The organism is Pelagicoccus sp. SDUM812002, from assembly GCF_031127835.1.
GTDB lineage: Bacteria > Verrucomicrobiota > Verrucomicrobiia > Opitutales > Opitutaceae > Pelagicoccus.
Window position 1 is genome coordinate 82,220 of the sequence record NZ_JARXHX010000016.1, and the last position, 18,813, is coordinate 101,032.

Annotated in this window: 13 protein-coding genes; 2 read left to right on the plus strand and 11 right to left on the minus strand. The window is 56.8% G+C overall.

Annotated features, from left to right (window positions below):
* Positions 1 to 17: 17 nt before the first annotated feature.
* The 11 genes from QEH53_RS18930 to QEH53_RS18980 all read right to left on the minus strand — a co-directional run bounded on the left by QEH53_RS18930 (position 18) and on the right by QEH53_RS18980 (position 14,732).
* A complete protein-coding gene (locus tag QEH53_RS18930; protein ID WP_309024785.1) occupies positions 18 to 1,322 on the minus strand; it encodes a DUF1593 domain-containing protein in 1,305 nt (434 codons plus the stop codon).
* A gap of 130 nt (positions 1,323 to 1,452) precedes the next feature.
* Complete coding sequence (locus QEH53_RS18935) at positions 1,453 to 2,892, minus strand: nucleoside hydrolase-like domain-containing protein (RefSeq protein WP_309024786.1); 1,440 nt, start codon at positions 2,890 to 2,892, stop codon at positions 1,453 to 1,455.
* Between the two features lie 18 nt (positions 2,893 to 2,910).
* Positions 2,911 to 5,367 carry a family 78 glycoside hydrolase catalytic domain gene (locus QEH53_RS18940; protein WP_309024787.1) on the minus strand — a complete coding sequence of 819 codons (2,457 nt, stop codon included), beginning with the start codon at positions 5,365 to 5,367 and terminating at the stop codon, positions 2,911 to 2,913.
* A gap of 232 nt (positions 5,368 to 5,599) precedes the next feature.
* Entirely contained in the window at positions 5,600 to 6,580 is a 981-nt protein-coding gene (locus QEH53_RS18945; protein WP_309024788.1) for a ribose ABC transporter permease, read from the minus strand.
* Positions 6,580 to 8,121, minus strand: coding sequence for a sugar ABC transporter ATP-binding protein (locus tag QEH53_RS18950; RefSeq protein ID WP_309024789.1), 1,542 nt, complete (start codon positions 8,119 to 8,121; stop codon positions 6,580 to 6,582). The genes QEH53_RS18945 and QEH53_RS18950 overlap by 1 nt, the downstream gene beginning before the upstream one ends.
* Positions 8,118 to 8,780, minus strand: coding sequence for a DUF2291 family protein (locus tag QEH53_RS18955; RefSeq protein ID WP_309024790.1), 663 nt, complete (start codon positions 8,778 to 8,780; stop codon positions 8,118 to 8,120). Before QEH53_RS18955 ends, QEH53_RS18950 begins: the two co-directional genes overlap by 4 nt.
* A gap of 44 nt (positions 8,781 to 8,824) precedes the next feature.
* Positions 8,825 to 9,796, minus strand: a complete 972-nt coding sequence (locus tag QEH53_RS18960) for a D-ribose ABC transporter substrate-binding protein (protein WP_309024791.1) — start codon at positions 9,794 to 9,796, stop codon at positions 8,825 to 8,827.
* A 52-nt stretch (positions 9,797 to 9,848) separates the two neighbouring features.
* Positions 9,849 to 11,375, minus strand: coding sequence for a glycerol kinase GlpK (locus QEH53_RS18965; RefSeq protein WP_309024792.1), 1,527 nt, complete (start codon positions 11,373 to 11,375; stop codon positions 9,849 to 9,851).
* A gap of 26 nt (positions 11,376 to 11,401) precedes the next feature.
* Complete coding sequence (locus tag QEH53_RS18970; protein WP_345785743.1) at positions 11,402 to 12,406, minus strand: transketolase C-terminal domain-containing protein; 1,005 nt, start codon at positions 12,404 to 12,406, stop codon at positions 11,402 to 11,404.
* Positions 12,407 to 12,423: 17 nt separating this feature from the next.
* Positions 12,424 to 13,260, minus strand: coding sequence for a transketolase (locus tag QEH53_RS18975; RefSeq protein ID WP_309024794.1), 837 nt, complete (start codon positions 13,258 to 13,260; stop codon positions 12,424 to 12,426).
* 47 nt (positions 13,261 to 13,307) lie between these two features.
* Positions 13,308 to 14,732: an L-fucose/L-arabinose isomerase family protein gene (locus QEH53_RS18980; RefSeq protein WP_309024795.1), complete on the minus strand. Its 1,425-nt coding sequence runs from the start codon at positions 14,730 to 14,732 to the stop codon at positions 13,308 to 13,310.
* Positions 14,733 to 14,867: 135 nt separating this feature from the next.
* Between QEH53_RS18980 and QEH53_RS18985 the strand changes: the two genes are divergently transcribed.
* Positions 14,868 to 15,734: a helix-turn-helix domain-containing protein gene (locus QEH53_RS18985; RefSeq protein ID WP_309024796.1), complete on the plus strand. Its 867-nt coding sequence runs from the start codon at positions 14,868 to 14,870 to the stop codon at positions 15,732 to 15,734.
* Between the two features lie 332 nt (positions 15,735 to 16,066).
* The coding region (locus QEH53_RS18990) for a glycosyl hydrolase 115 family protein (protein ID WP_309024797.1) at positions 16,067 to 18,813 on the plus strand (2,747 nt) is incomplete at its 3' end.

Sequence of the window (18,813 nt, forward strand, 5' to 3'; positions counted from 1 at the left end):
GGCACTAAAGTTAAACACTACTTCGTTTTGGCGTTTCGACATCGTTCAAGGCGTGTTGCGAAATCGAGCATGAAGCTCTCGCGCCATTGACTCACGGTTCTCGCTCCGTGATGAGCTCCCTCCGCCACCGGCGGCGAGGGGTCGTCTGTCCACCAATTCGGCCAATGCTCATCAGGTTCGAGAGCTACATCAGGTGACGGCAAGACCGCAGTCACCTGCCCTTTCTTGCCGTCGAGCGAAGGATCGTTGCCCACGATTTCGTACGAGTAGGTTTTTGGAGTCTTGGGGCAAAAACGAAAACGCACCGTGCCATCTCCAGGCAAATGCCCAACCAGCATCTGATTCTCCACCTTCATGTGCAGTGATGGCGTCTTCGGCGCATCCGAACCGAGCGGCAGCGCCAGCTCCATGATCGCGCAAAACTCGATCTCGTCCGCCTCCGTCGTCATGCGCTCGAAACGTGAATACGGTCGCGTCCAGGCACGAACGAATCGGCCGCCCCAGCCGCCTTGATACGGCTTGTCCGGATCGCCCTGCAACAACCACGCCACCGTAGGCGTGTCGCCCATCTTCACTTCCTTGCGCACTTGGTCGTGAAAGGAGATACCGCCAGCGAAAAAGTCTCCCAAAGCCCCATGCCCAGCCGCATGCGCTTCCGCAAACTGGTGGGTGCTCAAGTCACCCTTCTGTGCGCCACCGACAAACCAGCCACGATAAGTGGAGTTCGACTCGATCATGAAAAGCTCCGGGTGTTCGCTCGCAATGTAGTGATAAGCGTCAGGGCTCCATTTCTTGTTCGGGCCACCTATGTAGTGGACTTTCAACTTCGGCAATATTTCGGGTGCGTCGTGTAGGGCTTGGGCCACATCCTCGAGCCCGCCCCAGACCAACACGTGTAAGGGGCGTGAGTCTAAAAAACGAGCGCGTTCGACAATCCAGCTCGACCCTTCCGTCGAACGACGAACGCCCGCATACGGCGCCCTCTCGGTCTCGCCCTGCTTGGTGATCGAACGCAGGAATTCAGGACTCGGATAGTGCTCGGACCACGTACGGAGTTTCGGATAATCCGTCTCGTAGTGGTCGATCACTGACAGAATATCTTCCTTCCTCCCTGGCCCATAGGGAGAAGATATAAGCCCCTCGATCTCCAGCTCATCCGCATAGAGCAAAAGGTGAACCATCGACTGAAAATCGTCGAAGTCCGTGCCACCGATATCAGTGGATACGATGACACGATGACGGGGTTCAGAGTCGGCAGCAAAGGTCGGAGGAGATGAAAGGAGTATTGCGAACAGGATCGCCCCGTAGCGGTGAGCTTTCATAGTCGCGTCCGTAGCCTTGGCGAAGGCGGAATCCAGCGACGGCGTTGCAGGCTCATACTCCAGCAGACGCGGTCTAAAGCACCGCGCTACGTGCCTTGCTAGTCTTCGTACGACTCCCTTCATCACTTCCCTACGGTTCCACCGTCACCACCACTCGGGCGTATCGAGAAAGTGGAGGCGTTCCCTTATCGCTCAGTTTGAGTATAATGTGCATCGTTTCCTTTTTCTCCACTTCTGGAGCGGTGTAGTTTACGCGGTCAAAGTTCTCCGCTCCATTGTGGGGCACAAACGTCTTATACGTCCCCGCTTCCGGATAGTGAAACCAGAGATAGCTGATGCTGTCGCCATCGGGATCATAGCTGCCATAGGCGTCCAAAGAGAACCCTTGCCCCGACTTGACCGTAATCTCATTGGGATGATTCAGCTTAACCACCGGCGGGTGGTTGGCTTCTTCATAACTCATCGTACTCCAATCCATGCGCGCCGCGAAGTCGTTCTGAAAATCTTCGCGCCAGCGCCAGAGGGTAACGGCATTTCCACTGTAGCTCTTATCGCTCTTTTCCACAGCACGCTTAAATTCGCTTTTCTGATACGGAGTGTACGTGTCTGATGTATCCGTCCAGATGGGACGGGTCTCGGGTTCGGGCACCACGACAGAGCCACCATCTTCGAAATCATTCACGTCGGGAATGCTCAACTCATAACGTCCACCCCAGCTGCCCCAGTTGGGTTTCTCCAAATTATTCAATCCGTTCGGAATCAACCCAAGGAAGGCCGGCGTGTCGCCTTCGAAGCCCCAAGAAGTGTCCGGGTAACGAGCTCCGAGCGGACCGTGCCCTTGCTGGATGTTTTCCTCTAGCCATGGGTTGCTAACGTATGAGTTGTCGGCGCCTTCGTGATTGTTGTTGATCGCGATCCACGTCGCCTTTCCATAGTCATCGGTGGGCGTGACGATATAGAACAGATTAGGAAACTCTTTGCGCATCCACATGGCGCTGTCGTCTTGATCCGAAATCGTATAGACGCGCAGTTTGGAGATGAGTTTGTCGGCCTCCTTCTTCGATTTTGTTTTGTCGATCTTATAGAGGGCTTGGGCGAGCACATTCGGGCCACCCCATACGGAAATCCAAAGCGGACGCTCATCGTCGCGCTCTAACACTTCGATGATCCAGTCCGACCCTTCCGTATCCATTCCTTCACCAACACCTTCCATGCCGTACTTCGGAATTCCCTCCTTTACCGTCTTACGGAGTGCATTCGCAGTCGGGTATCCATTTTCATGTTTCAACAAATTCGGCCGCACCTTCTCGTAAGCGGCGAGAATACCCTCAATAAAATCCGGACGAATACGATCGCGATGCCAGCACGAGGTCGTAGCCACGATGCCCTCGATATCGATCTGGTTCGCGTAAAGCAATAGCCGCACCAGCGATTGCTCGTCATCCGGATCCGCTCCCATATCGGTGAGCACGATCATCCGGTGCTTTTCAAGACTGGAGGCGATCAGAGAAATCGGAATTCCAATCGACAAAATTAAAATGCGAAGAGTAGTTCTTAGGGGATAGTTCATGGTGCCTCTAAATTGTGGTTAACGTATCGAGAAGTCAAAATTGTGAGTGCCGCTTTCTAATTCGATGCCTTCAATACCCGATTCAACAAGGTCGCCATTCAACATGACCGACTCCCAATCATCCGTCGGTAATATAATCTCAGCGATGGAATTCGCCGGCACCGTCACGGATAGTTTCATCCGTTCGTCTTCAATTCGCCAGTTCGACGCAGCCGTCCCGTAAGGCGTCTCCAAAGAAGCCGAGGCATGGCTAAGTCCGCCACCAGGCTTAGGTGCGACACGAAACCGTTTCCACCCCGGAGCTTCGGGCAATGGTTGCAGACCCGCGATATCGCTGTAGAACCAACCCACCACCGAGCCGTAGGCGTAGTGGTTGAAGGAGTTCATATTATGGGGGTGAAAACCATCCTCGGGCGTCCAGCTATCCCAGCGCTCCCAAATCGTCGTTGCTCCGTTCTTTACGGTGTAAAGCCACCCTGGATACGAGGTTTGCTTAAGTATCGTGTAGGCGAGATCCGTTCGCCCCATCTCGGTAAGCACCGGCATGATCAGTGGCGTCCCCAGGAATCCGGTTGCTAAGTGATTGTCCTTTTCGGCAATAACACGCAGCAGGTTATCCTCGACCGAGCCTTTCTGAGTGTCCGATGCGAGGTCAAAACCAAGCGTCAGGAAATACGATGTTTGCACATCGTCAGCCACCACCCCATTGCCTTCGATGTAGGCTTTCTGGTACGCACCCTTAGCCTGATCCCGTAAGGCCCGATTGCTGGCGGCTAGCTCGGGGCGTCCCAGTTCATCCGCGATTCTGGCCGCAATGTCGGCCGCTCTCGCGTAGTAGGCTGTGCCAATCAAGTCCTGCCTTGGTGGCGATTTATAGCGAGGATATCCAGGCGAAAGCCAATCGCCCCAGGTTGCTGGACTGATACGCAGTCCATCGGGAGATTGCGCTGCCATTATCTCGAGGGCGTGTTGTATCGTCGGCAAGCTCTCCTCCAGCACTCGCTTGTCGCCAGTATGCAAATACACGGTCCACGGCACAATGAATCCCGCCTCCGACCAACCTGCGCTACCAAATCCGAACCCCGTCAATGGTGCCACATCCGGGAAACCGCCATTCGGACTATCCCTCAACCCATCGCGCAGCGAATAAAGCCACTGGCGATAAAAGGCTCCCGCTTCCATATTGTACAACGCCGTCGGGGCAAAGACCTGGGCATCTCCAGTCCAGCCGGTGCGTTCGTCCCGCTGCGGGCAATCGGTCGGCAATTCCAAAAAGTTCCCTTTCTGACTCCAGAGCGTGTTGCTGTAGAGCTGGTTTAGCATCGGGTCCGAACACTCGAAGTGCCCACGCCTTGGCAGGTCCGAGTGAATCACCACGCCTTCGATAGCATCCTCTAACGGTTCCTCCACGCCTGAAAGTTCCACGTATCTAAAACCGAAATACGTAAATCGCGGTTCCCATACTTCAACCCCTTCTCCTTTGGCTACATAAGTCGCGGTCGACTTCGCTTTACGGAGGTTTTCTGTGTGCAAGCTACCATCGGCATTGAGCATCTCTGTGAAACGCAAACGAATCTGCTGCCCTTTCTTCGCCTTAACCTTCAGGCGAACCCAACCGACCATATTCTGGCCAAGATCGTAGATATGCACCCCTGGCTCGCGCTCCTCGACAGCTTTTGGCTGAAGCGTTTCGATACGACGCACTGGAGGCGACAATCGAGCTGTAAAAGCCTGAGGAGTATGGCGTCCCGATCTAGTCGTAACCGGTTTCCAACTACCATCTGCAGCTCCTGGCGCACACCAATCGACCAACTCCATCCGCGCGTCATAGGTCTCGCCATGATAGATCGAATTCATGCGAATCGGCCCTTCATCGGTCCAACGCCATTCCTCGCCAGAATTGATCGTAGCCACGTTTCCATCCGCATCCATCAAATCCAGAAACGCCGCAAAGCGTGGCTCGCGGCCGAACTGGTGACGTGGAATCATGGTACCACTGTACCATCCGTCGCCGAGCACCATTCCAAGCGTATTGTCTCCTTCCTGCAGCAATTCGGTCACGTCGTAGCTGACATAAAACAAACGTCGACGATAGTCCGGCCACCCGGGAACAAAAAGATCATTCGTCACTGCCTTGCCGTTGATCCATGGCTCCACCAAACCTTTGGCGCTCACATATAGTCGAGCTCGTACAGGAGGCGTATCGATTATCAGGTTACGTCTAAAATATCTAGCTGGGGCCGTTTCGAATAGCTCAACAGCTCCCCCATCGCCAACCCAATCTGCTCGCCAGCGATCTCCCAACAATCCCGTACCAAAACGTTGCGGTTCGCTCCATCCGCTGTCTTGACCATGATTATCCCAAACCCGAACCTTCCACAGGTAAGCGCTGCGCGGCTTGAGCTCCATTCCCGGCGGCGACACCCAAGCCGATTGCTCCGTTTCGATGCGTTCAGTTTCGGAAGGCTCACCCATTGGTCGCATATAACCGTCCACTTCGATCAATCGAAATTGGTACGCTACCTGGCGCGTATTCTCCCGATCGGTTTCCAGAACCCATGAAAAACGAGGACTTGGCGTATCCACTTGATTGGGACGCCTAACACCCTCGCATCTCAGATTCCCTACGCTCAACGCCGCGACCAATGGACTCACAAACAACGAAACGAGGCCAAAGAAAAACAAACAACGCATAAGCACACCCGTTCTATTCATCCTCGCCCTTTGTGTTCATTTTATCGATCGCAACCGCCAACAAAATGACGCCTCCCTTGATCACCTGCTGCCAAAACGGGGATACGTTCAGCAGAAAAAGCCCATTGTTCAACACGCCGATGATCAAGCAACCAAGCACCGTTCCCATCACAGTACCGCGACCGCCGGAAAGCGAAGTCCCTCCGATCACCACTGCTGCAATTGAATCAAGCTCATAGCCGAGCCCCGCATTGGGTTGCGCGGAATCGAGTCGCGACGTCACGATAAGACCAGCCACTCCCGCCAAAGCTCCCGCCAGCGTGTAAACCGCGACCTTGATGCGATTCACGCGCAGCCCGGTCAGCCGCGCCGCTCGCTCATTGCCGCCCACCGCATAAAGGTGACGCCCGAATCGGGCCTTCTTGGTCACCACCACAAAGATCCCCGCCAGCACGAGCATGATCCATACCGGCATCGGCACTCCGATAAAGGCTCCAGTTCCCAGCTTCCCGAAACTCTCCCCCAGTCCCGTGACGGGAAACCCTCCCGTCCACAACATCGTCAACCCGCGCGCGATCGAGAGCATGCCGAGCGTAGCCACAAAGGGCGGTATTCGAAAACGCGTGATCACGAAGCCGTTGATCCAACCAGCCGCTCCACCCACTAAAACCGCTGCCAAGATCGCTCCCGTCGTTGTAAACACCAACGCAACCCCCAAGGGCGGCAAAACCAAACCATTCTTCAAAAGTCCCGCTGCCACCGCGCCTGCCAAGCCGAGAATCGCCCCCACCGACAAGTCAATCCCACCGCTGACAATGACCAGAGTCATGCCGATCGACAGACAAAGGTTCACCGAAATCTGGCGAAGAATATTGAAGCCGTTTTCCGGCGTCAGGAACTGCTCCGACAAAAAGCTTAAGGCAATGACCATCAGGCCCAGCGCCAACAGCGATCGGAATCGATTCAAGTTTTCAGATAAGGTTGCTGAGTTCATCAGGATTCTAAAACGTTCGCCTCGTCTGGCAAAGCGGCGTGCAAGACACGTTCAGGAGTGGCCTCTGCTCTCGTAAATTCCGCCGTCTTCCTTCCTTCGCACATCACCATAACGCGGTCAGAAAGGGCCAACACTTCCGGTAGTTCCGAAGACACCACAACCAATCCGAGGCCCGCTTTCGCAAGCTCATCGATAAAGCTGTAGATCTCACGCTTGGCGTTCACATCGATTCCGCGCGTCGGTTCGTCCAGCAATAGGATCCGAGGCTCCGTCGCCAGCCACTTGGCTAAGATCACCTTCTGCTGATTCCCTCCGCTTAGGTTCACCACAGCCTGCCTCAGACTGGGCGTCTTCACTCGAAACCGGTCGACATAAGGACGAATAAAGTCTGACTCGCGCGCCGTATCGACTAAACCAACGCGCGTTGATTTCTCCAGTGTTGGCAAACTCGCGTTCTCCAGCACGCTCATCGGGAGGACGAGACCATCGCGTTTGCGATCCTCGGGGGCGAAAGCCAGGCGAGCCTCGATCGCGTCCGCCGGCGAGCGAAAGAAAGCCCGCTCCCCGTCGATGAAAACCTCTCCACTCGCGGCACCTGCATGTACCCCGAAAAGACACTCAAGCAACTCCGTGCGCCCCGCCCCTACCAGACCAAAAATCCCCAACACTTCACCTCGCTTCAGTGACAGCGAAACCTTGTCCACCAGAAACGGACGCCCCACTCCATGAGCAGGAAGTGATATGCCTTCCGCCCGTAAAACTTCCTTCCCAACCTCCGTATCCGTTTTCTGAAACAGCTCCTTGGACTTCCGCCCGGCCATCAGCTGCACGATACGCTCCCGGCTCATTTCGCCCAATGGTCCAGAGCCGACGCGTTCCCCATCCCGCATCACAACCACTTCATCGCAAATCGGAGCCAACTCCTCGAACTTGTGTGTGATGTACACAAGCCCCACGCCTTCAGCCTTCAACTCCCGCACCACGGCGAACAGAGCGTCGACCTCGTGCGATGACAAAGACGATGTCGGTTCATCCAAAATCAGAACACGAGCGTCCGCTGCCAAGGCCTTCGCAATCTCCACCAATTGTTGCTGCCCCACGCGTAGATCGGAAATCAGCTCACTCGGCTTCACCCGCAGGTCGACTCGCTTAAGAATTTGCGACGTCTCCTCCTCCATCCTCCGAAAGTCCACTAGGCCGGACCAAGTGCGAGGCTCGCGACCGAGAAAAACGTTCTCGGCCACCGAAAGATAGGGAATCAGATTCAACTCCTGATGCACAATCCCGATACCTCGCTCCTGGGCCTCTCTCGTATCCGTAAACTGGACGCACTCTCCTCTCACGCGAATCGTTCCTGAATCCGGAGGAAATACTCCGGACAACACGTTCATTAAGGTGGATTTGCCAGCTCCATTCTCCCCCAACAGCGCCACCAATCGCCCAGCATGTACCTGCAAGCCAGCTCCTGAAAGGGCCTTCACACCGGGGAAAGTCTTCACGATTCCTTCTGCCTCGAGCAGGCACGGAGTCACATCACTCATCGACTCACCTCCACCTGCAACGGCACGAACTCCAACAAAGCGCCCTCTCCAAGAGTTTCGGGCGCTTTTGCGCAACCGACGAAGGAAACGGTCGCGCCTACCTTCACACTTTCCTGAAGCGAAGGCATCACCTCCGTTTCCACCTTCGTATTCAGAACCGCGGATACCGCATTGAATGCCTCGAGTCCGGAGAAATCATTCACACTCAATAGCCCCGTGCCATCGCGTACCGTATTTCCAAAAACGGGAGAAGCAATCAACAGCGAAATGATTCTCCCCTCTACTTCAAGCATCGCCTTCCGTCCTTTGATTTCCACGACATCACCGCTTCCTTGCGCAAAATAATAACGCGAATCATATAGCCCGTAGCGCTTTCTCGCCTCCAACGGGTCGACAACCAGAGCAGCCAAAAGCTCCTCTACCTTCATCGCTTCACCAAGATTCGGCTCAAGCCTATCCTCCCAAAAGCGATCGACAAACCCAGCCGGATCGAAGACCTCACTCTCGTCACCTTTCGCAGGCGCCTTGCCCGACTCATCGAGTGACACGATCCGAAAAGGAGGAAAGACGATCCAAAAAACAACTACCAGCAAAGCAACGCCACCCCAGCGAATGGCTGGCGACGAAAAAAGGGCAGAAGAATGTGCACTCGATGTCATTTTTGGGCAAAGGGGGTACGATTGCAAAGGCACAGCCTGAGAGGCTACTTGCGACCGGAATCGCCGTAGTTCGACACATTCTCCTCAGTCACGAGCTCTACCGGCACCAGGATCCGTTGTTCGAAACCACGTTTCCCGTTTAGGTACTCGTGCGCGCTCTCAGCGGCCTTCTGAGCCATCCGTTTCGGAAACTGCATCCCAGTAGCAGTGATCTTCCCATCCGCGATCGACTTCACCACGTCATCCGCTCCATCGAAGCCAAAGACTTTAACCTCATCGGCCTTTCCCGCAGCCAGCAGCGCCTGGTAAGCCCCCATCGCCATCGCGTCATTACCGCAGAAGACCGCGTCGATGTTGGGATTCGCCTGCAGGATCGACTCCATCACTTCGAGCGCCTTCGCCCGATCGAAATTAGCTGACTGTTGGGCTACCATCTTTAAGTCCGGAAAACGATCCACCACGCTGTGGAAGCCTTTCGAACGATTCCACGTGTTCGTATCCGCGATGATCCCAAGAATCTCAGCGTACTCGCCTTCCTCACCCACCGTCTCCACGAAGTACTCGCCAAGCGCCACGCAGCCAGAGTAGTTGTCGGAGAGAATCTGCGACACCGCCACGTCATTCGCCGTAATTTCCCGATCCATACAAAAAACCGGCACCCCCGCATCCTTCGCACGACGCACATTGGCGATTGAGCCTTCCGCATCCGTGCAGTTGAAGAGCACTGCGTCATAACCAGAGGCGATCAGATTGTCGAAGTGCACCGACTCCTTCGCCGGGTCGTTCTGCGAATCGAAAATCGTCGCCTCGTACCCCAGCTCGACCGCCTTGTCCCGAGCCGTTTCCGCGAGCACGACAAACCAGGGATTATTCAAAGTGGATACCACCACCGCAACACGACCCGAGCCCGAAGAGGCCGAGTCGCTTGAGCCATCGCCGCTGCAGCCGCTCAACAGCAACGTGCAGACTGCAAACAAAGAGGTGATAAGGGTAGGGATAGACGCCAGACGTTTCATGGGGCAGTAGGTTTTGAGATTAAGTCATTAAGTATCAGAAGTTCCAAGGCACTCAAACTTCTTGAGGCACCTTGCGGTCAATTCGCGCGTTTTCGTTCTGAAAAAGGGTTTGCTCGACCGCCCGATTCCAGCCGGAAAGAAGCTGCTCCCGGCGACTCGGCTCCATTACGGACAGATACCGCTGGCTCGACGCAGCGACCGCCTGAAAATCTTCGGGCCTCTCTAGCATCCTCATTCCGAGCATTCCCGCCAACGTCGCTCCTAGAGCAGAGCATTCCTCGACGCTCGAAACGGAAATCTCCAGCGAACACAAGTCGGCGACAAGCTGCATGAGAAACGCGTTCGAGGTCGAACCACCATCCGCTTTGAGACTGGAAAACGATATCCGCGACGCGTCCTTCATCGCCGCAACTGCATCGTGCACTTGATAGGCGATCGATTCCACGCCCGCTCGCATCACCTGCTGACGTCCGCTGTGTGAACTCAATCTAACGATCGACGCCCGCGCCTCCGCGCGCCAATAAGGGAATCCCAGCCCGGTAAACGCCGGGACGAGATATACGCCACCGTTGTCTTCGAGCGCGTCCCCAACCTCCTCGAGCTCCGCATTATCCTCGAAAAGGCCGAGCTTGTTCTTCAACCACGCGAGCGTCGCGCCCGTGCTAATCAATATTCCTTCCAGCGCATAGGTCGGCTTGCCCCCTCTCGTCCAAGCCAAAGTCGTCACCAGTCCTCCATCCGCCATTTGCATCTCGGAGCCAATGTTCAACAAGATCGAAGAGCCGGTGCCGAAGGTCACTTTTCCCGAACCTTTCTCGTAACATCCCTGCGCGAACATAGCTGCCTGCGAATCCCCCATCACTCCACAGATCGCCAGAGGCCGCCAAAGCTTGCCGCCTAGATTCGTCTCGCCAAATTGCGCCTCGCTATCACGCGCCTCTGGCAGGGCGCCCAAGGGCACGCCCCAAAGCTCGCACAGATCCTCATCCCAACGCATTTTTCCGATATCAAAAAGCAGCGTTCGGCTCGCATTCGTCGTATCCGTCGCGTAAACACGTCCCTCGGTTAGACGATAGATTAAGTAAGTGTCAATCGTTCCAAACAAGGCCTCACCCCGTTCTACCTGCGCAGCGATTTCGGGCTCGTTGTCCATGAGCCATTTCATCTTCGAAGCGGAAAAATAGGGATCGATCGTCAGTCCCGTTTTGCGTTCCACCTCAGAGCCATACCCTTCAGCTACCGCCTCGCTGCAAAGAGCGCCGCCACGCCGACACTGCCAAACCAATGCATTGTACAACGGTCGCCCCGTTGCCTTGTCAAAAACGACGACCGTCTCACGTTGGTTCGTGATGCTCAAAAACGGTATCTCTCGGGCAAGCTCGCCATTGCGCTCCAATATCTCCCCCAATACATCCAAGCAATTCCGCCAAATTTCCTCGGCATTGTGCTCTACCCATCCCGGTTTCGGATAAACCTGCGCGTGCTCCTTGGATACGCGATCGACCACATCCCCTTTTTCTGAGAAAAGAAGAGCCTTGCTTGCGGATGTGCTTTGGTCGAGGGCTAGAAAATGAGGCATCTGGAGTATTCTTGCTTATGATAACACTAGGACACGGGAACGTTATTCTCCGCGAGCGATAGCGCCGTTTGCGCCAAACCTTCCATCGAAATTCCGTAGTGTCTAAAAATGTCGGCTTGGCTTCCTGTCACCGTGTATTCGTCCGGAATGGCGACTCTCCGAAAACGGCAACCCGCGTGACCCGATTCCAAAATCGCCGCCGCGCAGGCTTCGCCAAGCCCCCCGTTCACGAGATGCTCTTCCACAGTAATCACCGCCCTGCAGCCTTTTGCCGCCGCAACAACTGTTTCCGTATCGAAAGGTTTGATACTATGTACATCCAGCACTCGCGCGTTCAGAGCGTGATTTCGCTTCAGCCACTCCGCCGCCAGCAACGCATGGATCACTGCCTCGCCTGTAGCCACGAAGGCGACGTCGCCCCCGTTTCTCAACAGACGCGCTTTGCCTATGCGAAACGGCTGTTCGGCTTCGAATCCGAGATCGTAAAGCGGCGCCTTGCCAAACCTGAGAAAAACAGGCTTCTTCAAGGCCGCTGCGGCTTTCACTGCTTCTCGCGCCTCGTAGTTGTCCGCTGGAGCCACGACATTCATATTGTTGATCGCCCGCAAGACAGCGAAGTCATGCAAGGAATGGTGCGTCGTCCCCAGAGCTCCATAGCTCACCCCCGCGCTGATTCCTACCAAGGTGACTGGATTATCTGAATACGCTACGTCGTTTTTGATTTGCTCCAAGGAGCGAGCGCTCAGGAAACAAGCGGGGGAAACGGCGAACACCGTCTTGCCCGCCGAAGCCAGGCCTGCGGACACGCCCACCAAATTCTGCTCCGCGATTCCCAGCTCGATCAACTGTTCGGGATAGCGCTCGCTAAACGGACCGAGCTTGCCCGATCCACGCGAATCGCTCACCACCGCTAGCACGTTGCGGTCCTTGGAAGCCAGCTCCTCAACTGTCGCTGCGAAGACTTCCAAGTTCGCCTTTCCCTTCTTAAGACCTAGCTCGGAGGCCATGCTCGCGGCGGCCTCGCTGTACATGGATGCTGCAGGGGTGCTCATGATAAAACTCCTTCCCGTTTCGCTAGCTGGGTATCAAATGCGGCCATTGCGCGGCCATACTCTTCGTCGTTGGGAACGCCATGGTGCCACTTTCCGACACCTTCCATAAAATCAACGCCCTTCCCCTTGATCGTATCCGCGATCACCATACTGGGCTTTCCTCGTTTGAGCGGACCAGACAACGCTTCGGTGAGCTGTCCGTAGTCATGCCCATCGATTCGAGATACCGACCAGCCAAACGCCGACCATTTCGCGCCGAGCGGCTCGCTATTCATCACCTCCCGCGTCCGTCCGGCTATTTGCAGGGAATTGCAATCAATGATCGCCGTCAGGTTATCCAGTCCATAATGAGCCGCTGCCATCGCGGCCTCCCAATTCGATCCCTCCGCCAACTCTCCATCACCTAAAAGCGTGAACGTCCGGTATTCCTTCTTATCCAATTTCGCAGCCAATGCCGTCCCCACGCTTATCGGAAGCCCATGTCCAAGGCCTCCTGTATTCTGCTCCACGCCGGGAACCTTGCGAGTCGGATGTCCGATGAAGTGGGACTGGTAGCAACATAGTGTCTCCAGCTCTGATTCAGGGAAAAAACCCCGATCCGCCAACACCACGAAAAGAGCCTCTACCGAATGCCCCTTGCTCTGGATATAACGATCCCGATCAGGAGAAAAGAAAGTCTCCGGCGACACGTTCAGTATCCGGTTATACAGTACATTCAAAATATCGATGCACGACAAGCTGCCGCCCGTATGGCCAGCGCCCGCGTGCTTGATACTCTTCAAAAGACTCCGCCTGAGCTTCACGGACTTATACTCTAGTTGTTCATCGGTCATCGCGTATATCCCTTTCTACCTTGGTGTTTCGAAGGAGCTATCGCCCCTTATTCTCCGGGCTCCTCGTGGTAGTAGGTTTCCCAACCCAGATAGGTTTCGAACGCTTCCTTGAGCACAGTAGCAGTGTGCGAGGCATTCATCACCACATGATGCTCAAAGCCTTCGCGACATACGTGACGCATCAGCTTCTGCAGCTTGGGTACTTCCGCCACTGCGCGGTTTCCAAAGGTGTTGAGCTTATCGTCGGTCAAACGTCCTTCGCCGACATAGGCCCTCATCCGTCCGTTCGTATCATCCGTCGTGATACGTCCATAAGTCAAAGCGCTCGCGGGCGAGCGTCCGTCGAGGGCGCCGTAGGTATTCTCCTCGCCCACGACCGTTCCGAGTATCGGCGCCGTGGCGATCTTCGCTTCCTTGAGAAACGACTTTGCCCAGTTGCCGCAGTGGAACAACACGCACTTGTCGTCCTCGCTACCGTAGTTGTTATTCCAATCCACCAAAGCGCTCGGAGAACCGGAGGCTAGCTGCATGGCGTACATCGTGAGCGTACCGGTCACATCCACTTCGCAAGCGCTGGGCAACAGCTCCTCGCTCATCATGCTCATGCTGGTGCACACATTGCAACCGTGGTTCGCCTGCACCGATGTCCAGCACTGGATCGCGGTCGCGTCGAGTCCGTTCTCTTCTACAAAATCATCGAGCACCACGCCCAAGCGCGCCATCTGCGTAAGCTTGTCAGCCGGCACCAGACTCGCATTGGCATACGCCTTGATTTCCTCTGTCTTCGCCACCACGCGTCTGTCGTCCGCCGCTAGCTTTTCTGCAGATCCAAGGATCTCAGACAAATCCACCGTCGTCACCGAAATTCCATTACGCTCCAGAATCTTCTCGCTGTAGCGCACTGTATTGAAGGCTCCAGGACGCGCCCCCACTGCGCCGATGCGACACCCGCGGATGCCCCGCACCACGCGACACACCGCCACGAACTTTTCCAAATCCGCGATGAAACTTGGGTCGTCAGGCCGCACCACATGTTTCTCAGTCAGCGAATAGGCGATACCCGCTTGACGAAGATTGTTGCACACCGAAATCTTACCGCAAAACGCGTCGCGACGCCGAATCACGTCGAGTCTGTCCAAATCGTCCGGATACCCTTGCACCAAAACAGGCACATTCAACCCGGCCAGCTTCAAGGTGTCCGCCACCCCCTTCTCGTCGCCGAAATTCGGCAGGCAAACGTACACCCCGCTTATCTCGTCACGATGCGCCTTGAACAACTCAGCACACTTCCGAGCGTCGGCATGAGTCTCTACCCCGCCAAGTTTAGTGTCGTCCTCGGACAACATGATCGCCTTCAAGCCAAGAGACTCGAATAGCTTAGCGACATCGGCACGGGCCTCCGTCACAAGCTTGTCAGGAAAAAAATCGCGGTTGCCAAAGATGACACCGATTGCAGATGCGTTTTCGTTCACGTCGGGGGTGGGGTTGGAATACAATATTAGCGAGGGAGGCAGTATAGCCTAACATTATCCTCGCTTCTTCCTATCTTGACGCTTTTTATGACTGTATCCTAAGCTCTTAGCCAACAAACCGCCCCTGTACCTTTTTTGGACTTCTTCGACCCCAACAGACCCGATTTCAAGCCCTACGGACTCACCTGCGTCAGCTGGAAGCCAACGCCCATGGGCAGACCCGACCACCACAACGAGATCGAGCTGAACCTCATGTCCAAAGGCTGGGTCTCCTACTTGCTTGGCGGGTCAAAAGTCACCTTGTCTGCCGGTCAACTGGGGGCCTTCTGGGCGTCCATCCCGCACCAAGTTATCGACTACGCCGATGATACCGAATACTTCGTCGTCACCATTCCTTTCTCCTGGTTCCTCCAATTCAATTTGCCAGAGCCCTTCACCCAAACCTTGCTCAAGGGCGTTTTGGTGAACCAACGACTGCGCGGCAGAGTCGAAACGGAAGCCGAACGATTCGCCCAGTGGGAGTTCGACCTCACAGACGCGCCAGGCGAGATGCAAGACGTCGTGCTCCTAGAACTACAGGCCCGGCTCAAGCGCATGGCCCACTATGCGCAACAGGAGCATCTACTCGACAAAGGCTCTCAAGACTCAAAAACCGCCCTCCAGGACGGCAGCCTCAACAAAGTGGAGCAAATCGCCTGCCTCATCGCCCAACGCTACCTCGAGCCGCTCACCTCCGAGTCCATCGCCAAATCCGTCGGCCTCCACCCCAACTACGCCATGAACCTTTTCAAAAAAACCTTCGGCACTACGCTCGTCGACTACATCACCCATCACCGCATCTCCCACGCCCAGCGCCTCCTCATCACCACCAACGACAAGATCCTAGACATTGCCATGGCCTCGGGATTCAACACCCTATCCCGCTTCAACGAAGCCTTCCGCCGCAGCTGCAACTGCACCCCTCGCCAATACAGAGCGAGCCAGCACGCCATGCGAACCTAAGCCGCCGCCTCCTTGGAAAAAAGATCGCAGCCCTTCACGGTCGCCTGAGCCCTCCTACTAGCCCCCACTCTCAACAGCGCTTCAAGCTTTGCCCTCGTTGCCAAGGAGGGAATCGCCCCGAATCTCCCAACCGTGATCGCCACTTTTACCTGCAAACGCCACACACCCCAGGTTGATTACACGTCAAACTCTACCATGATTGCTCGACCGCATTTCACGAACCCTAAATCTAACGCAGCACGTGCTCTCGAAGCCCCTGCTCTATCCAATTCCCAAACCACCTTCTACCGATACGTCTACACTCTGAACAAAGAATCCTAACGCCCCTCACAATGCGCAACCCCACTTTTTTCCTCCGCACCTTCACCGTATCCATCGCCCTGCTGGGCAGCCTCGTTGCTTCCCAAACGGCTACGGCGGCGAACGCCCCCGAAACGGCCCAGCAAAAATACCTCGCCGCTCCCTTCCTTAGCCTAGCTGAAACGGCAGCCTCTGGCACCTTCCCCCTGGCCCGCAACGGAAAAACCGCCCCCATCCACTACGACGACGCAGACGCCACCGTCGTGCGCATCGCCGCCGAAGCCCTCGCCGCCGACATCGAAAGCGTCACCGGAATCGCTCCTCCCGTTTCATCCGAAGCGCCTGCCAAACGCTCCCGCCCCATCCTCGTCGGCACCCTCGGCCAAAGCCCGCTCATCGACTCCCTCGTCGACGCCGGAAAGCTCGACGCCAGCGCCGTCACCGGCCAATGGGAATCCTACCTCGCCACTGTAGTCAAAAACCCACTACCCGGCATCAAGCAAGCGCTCGTCATCGCCGGTAGCGATCGACGCGGCACCGCCTTCGGCATCTTCGGCCTATCGGAAGCCATGGGCGTCTCCCCGTGGCATTGGTGGGGCGACGTACCGACTCCGCAGAAAAGCGAACTTTACCTCTCCGCCGGCACCCACGTCCAGCCCACGCCAGGCGTCAAGTACCGCGGCATCTTCCTCAACGACGAGGACTGGGGCCTGCAACCATGGGCCGCCAACACCCTCGAACCGGAAACCGGCAACATCGGCCCCCGCACCTACGCTAAAGTATTCGAGCTTCTACTACGCCTCCACTCCAATATCATTTGGCCCGCCATGCACGAATTCCCAGTGCAGACCACCCCCTTCTACGTCGACCCGCGCAACCCCGTCGTAGCCGACGACTACGCCATCGTCATCAGCACCTCCCACCACGAGCCCATGCTGCGCAACAGCCACGAATACGACGAAAGCGTGCAAGGCCCCTACAACTACTGGACCCACCGCGACACCATCTACGACTTCTGGGAAGAGCGCGTCAAAGAAACCGCCGGCTACGAAAACATGTACACCATGGGCCTTCGCGGCCGTTCCGATATCGGCATGCTCGCCCCCGAAGGAACCACCATCGCCGAGAAGGCAGCCATGATCCAAAACCAGATCATCCCCGACCAGCGCCAGATGCTCGCCGATCACGTCAACTCCGACCCATCCCAAGTCCCCCAGATCTTCATCCCCTACAAGGAAACGCTCGTGCAATACCAAGCCGGCCTCGAGCTGCCCGACGACGTCACCATCCTCTGGCCTGACGACAACCACGGCTACATCCGCCAACTCTCCACCCCCGAGGAACGCAAACGCTCCGGAGGCTCCGGCGTCTACTACCACCTCTCCTACTGGGGCGTCCCCCGCAGCTACCTCTGGCTCTGCACCACTCCGCCGGGCATGACCCGCGTCGAAATGCTCAAAGCCTGGGACTTCGACGCCAAACGCATGTGGCTGGTCAACGTCGGCGACCTCAAGCCCCACGAGATCGGCACCGAGTTCTTCCTCCGACTCGCCCGCGACCCCGAGTCCTTCCGCGACTTCGACCAGCACGCCTACCTCGCCGAATGGGCCGCCCGCGACTTCGGACCGGAAAACGCCAACGCCATCGCCGACCTCCTAGAGGAATACTATCGCCTCAACATCGTCACCCGCCCCGAGCAGCTAAACCGCGAGCAAACCGGCTTCGACTTCGTCGGTGCCAAGGGCCACGGCGACCAAGCTCAAGCCCGCCTCGACGCCTTCGCCGCCCTCACCACCCAAGCCAACACCCTCTACGAAACGCTCCCCGCCGCCCAGCAAGCCGCCTTCTACCAGCTCATCCTCTTCCCCATCCGCGCCGCCGACCTCACCAATCAAAAGGTCCTGCTCGCCGAACGCAGCCGCCTCTGGGCCGAGCAAGGCCGCGCCGCCACCAATCAAATCGCCGCCCGAGCCCAAGCCGCAGACGAGGCCATCCGCGCCGAAATCGCCTTCTACAACACCGAGAACGCCGACGGCAAATGGAACTACATGTTCAACCCCATGGATACGGAGCTGCTCCCCCGCTGGGCCCACGACACCCAGTCCATCTTCTTGCCCGCTAAAACCGCCAACTACGACGCTCTTGGCACCGCCGGACTCGGCGTCGCCCTCGAAGGTTCCGCGACAACTTTAGACACTTCCAGTCCCGGCACACTCCCCACCTTCCGCCGCGCCAGCAACCGCAGCCGCTTCATCGACATCTTCAATACCGGCACCGCCCCCTTCAACTGGACCGTCACCGTAAGCGAGCCATGGATACGCCTCAGCCAAAACTCCGGCTCCACCGACGTACGCCTAACGGTCAGCATTGACTGGAACACCGTACCTAAAAAACTGATACAAAAAGCCACCATCACCATCGAAGCCGCCGGAGCCACCCGCACCATCCAAGTCGCGGCCGCCCCGCAACCAGAAATCGAACTCGCTGACCTACCAGGCGCCCTGCTCGACTACGGCCAACTCCACATCGAAGCCGAGTCCTACGCCGAGCGCCGCGACAGCGCCGACGCCACCGGCTGGCGCCGCGTCTCGCAATCAAACGCCAGCGGCGACGGCATGCAGCTCCAGCCCGTCACCGCCCCCAGCCTCGATCCCACGGCCTTGCCGGACGACGCGCCCGCACTTACCTACACCTTCCACGCCTTCGAGCCCGGCCCCGTTTCGATCGAAGTCCGCTGCCTGCCCACCCACCGCATCACCTCCGACCACCCCGGTCTCCG

Bases quoted from the DNA above. Each gene is read 5' to 3' on its own strand.
- QEH53_RS18950 (WP_309024789.1), bottom strand. From the start codon at position 8,121: ATGAGTGATGTGACTCCGTGCCTGCTCGAGGCAGAAGGAATCGTGAAG.
- QEH53_RS18955 (WP_309024790.1), bottom strand. From the start codon at position 8,780: ATGACATCGAGTGCACATTCTTCTGCCCTTTTTTCGTCGCCAGCCATT.
- QEH53_RS18935 (WP_309024786.1), bottom strand. From the start codon at position 2,892: ATGAACTATCCCCTAAGAACTACTCTTCGCATTTTAATTTTGTCGATT.
- QEH53_RS18930 (WP_309024785.1), bottom strand. From the start codon at position 1,322: ATGAAAGCTCACCGCTACGGGGCGATCCTGTTCGCAATACTCCTTTCA.
- QEH53_RS18945 (WP_309024788.1), bottom strand. From the start codon at position 6,580: ATGAACTCAGCAACCTTATCTGAAAACTTGAATCGATTCCGATCGCTG.
- QEH53_RS18960 (WP_309024791.1), bottom strand. From the start codon at position 9,796: ATGAAACGTCTGGCGTCTATCCCTACCCTTATCACCTCTTTGTTTGCA.
- QEH53_RS18965 (WP_309024792.1), bottom strand. From the start codon at position 11,375: ATGCCTCATTTTCTAGCCCTCGACCAAAGCACATCCGCAAGCAAGGCT.
- QEH53_RS18970 (WP_345785743.1), bottom strand. From the start codon at position 12,406: ATGTACAGCGAGGCCGCCGCGAGCATGGCCTCCGAGCTAGGTCTTAAG.
- QEH53_RS18975 (WP_309024794.1), bottom strand. From the start codon at position 13,260: ATGACCGATGAACAACTAGAGTATAAGTCCGTGAAGCTCAGGCGGAGT.
- QEH53_RS18940 (WP_309024787.1), bottom strand. From the start codon at position 5,367: ATGGGTGAGCCTTCCGAAACTGAACGCATCGAAACGGAGCAATCGGCT.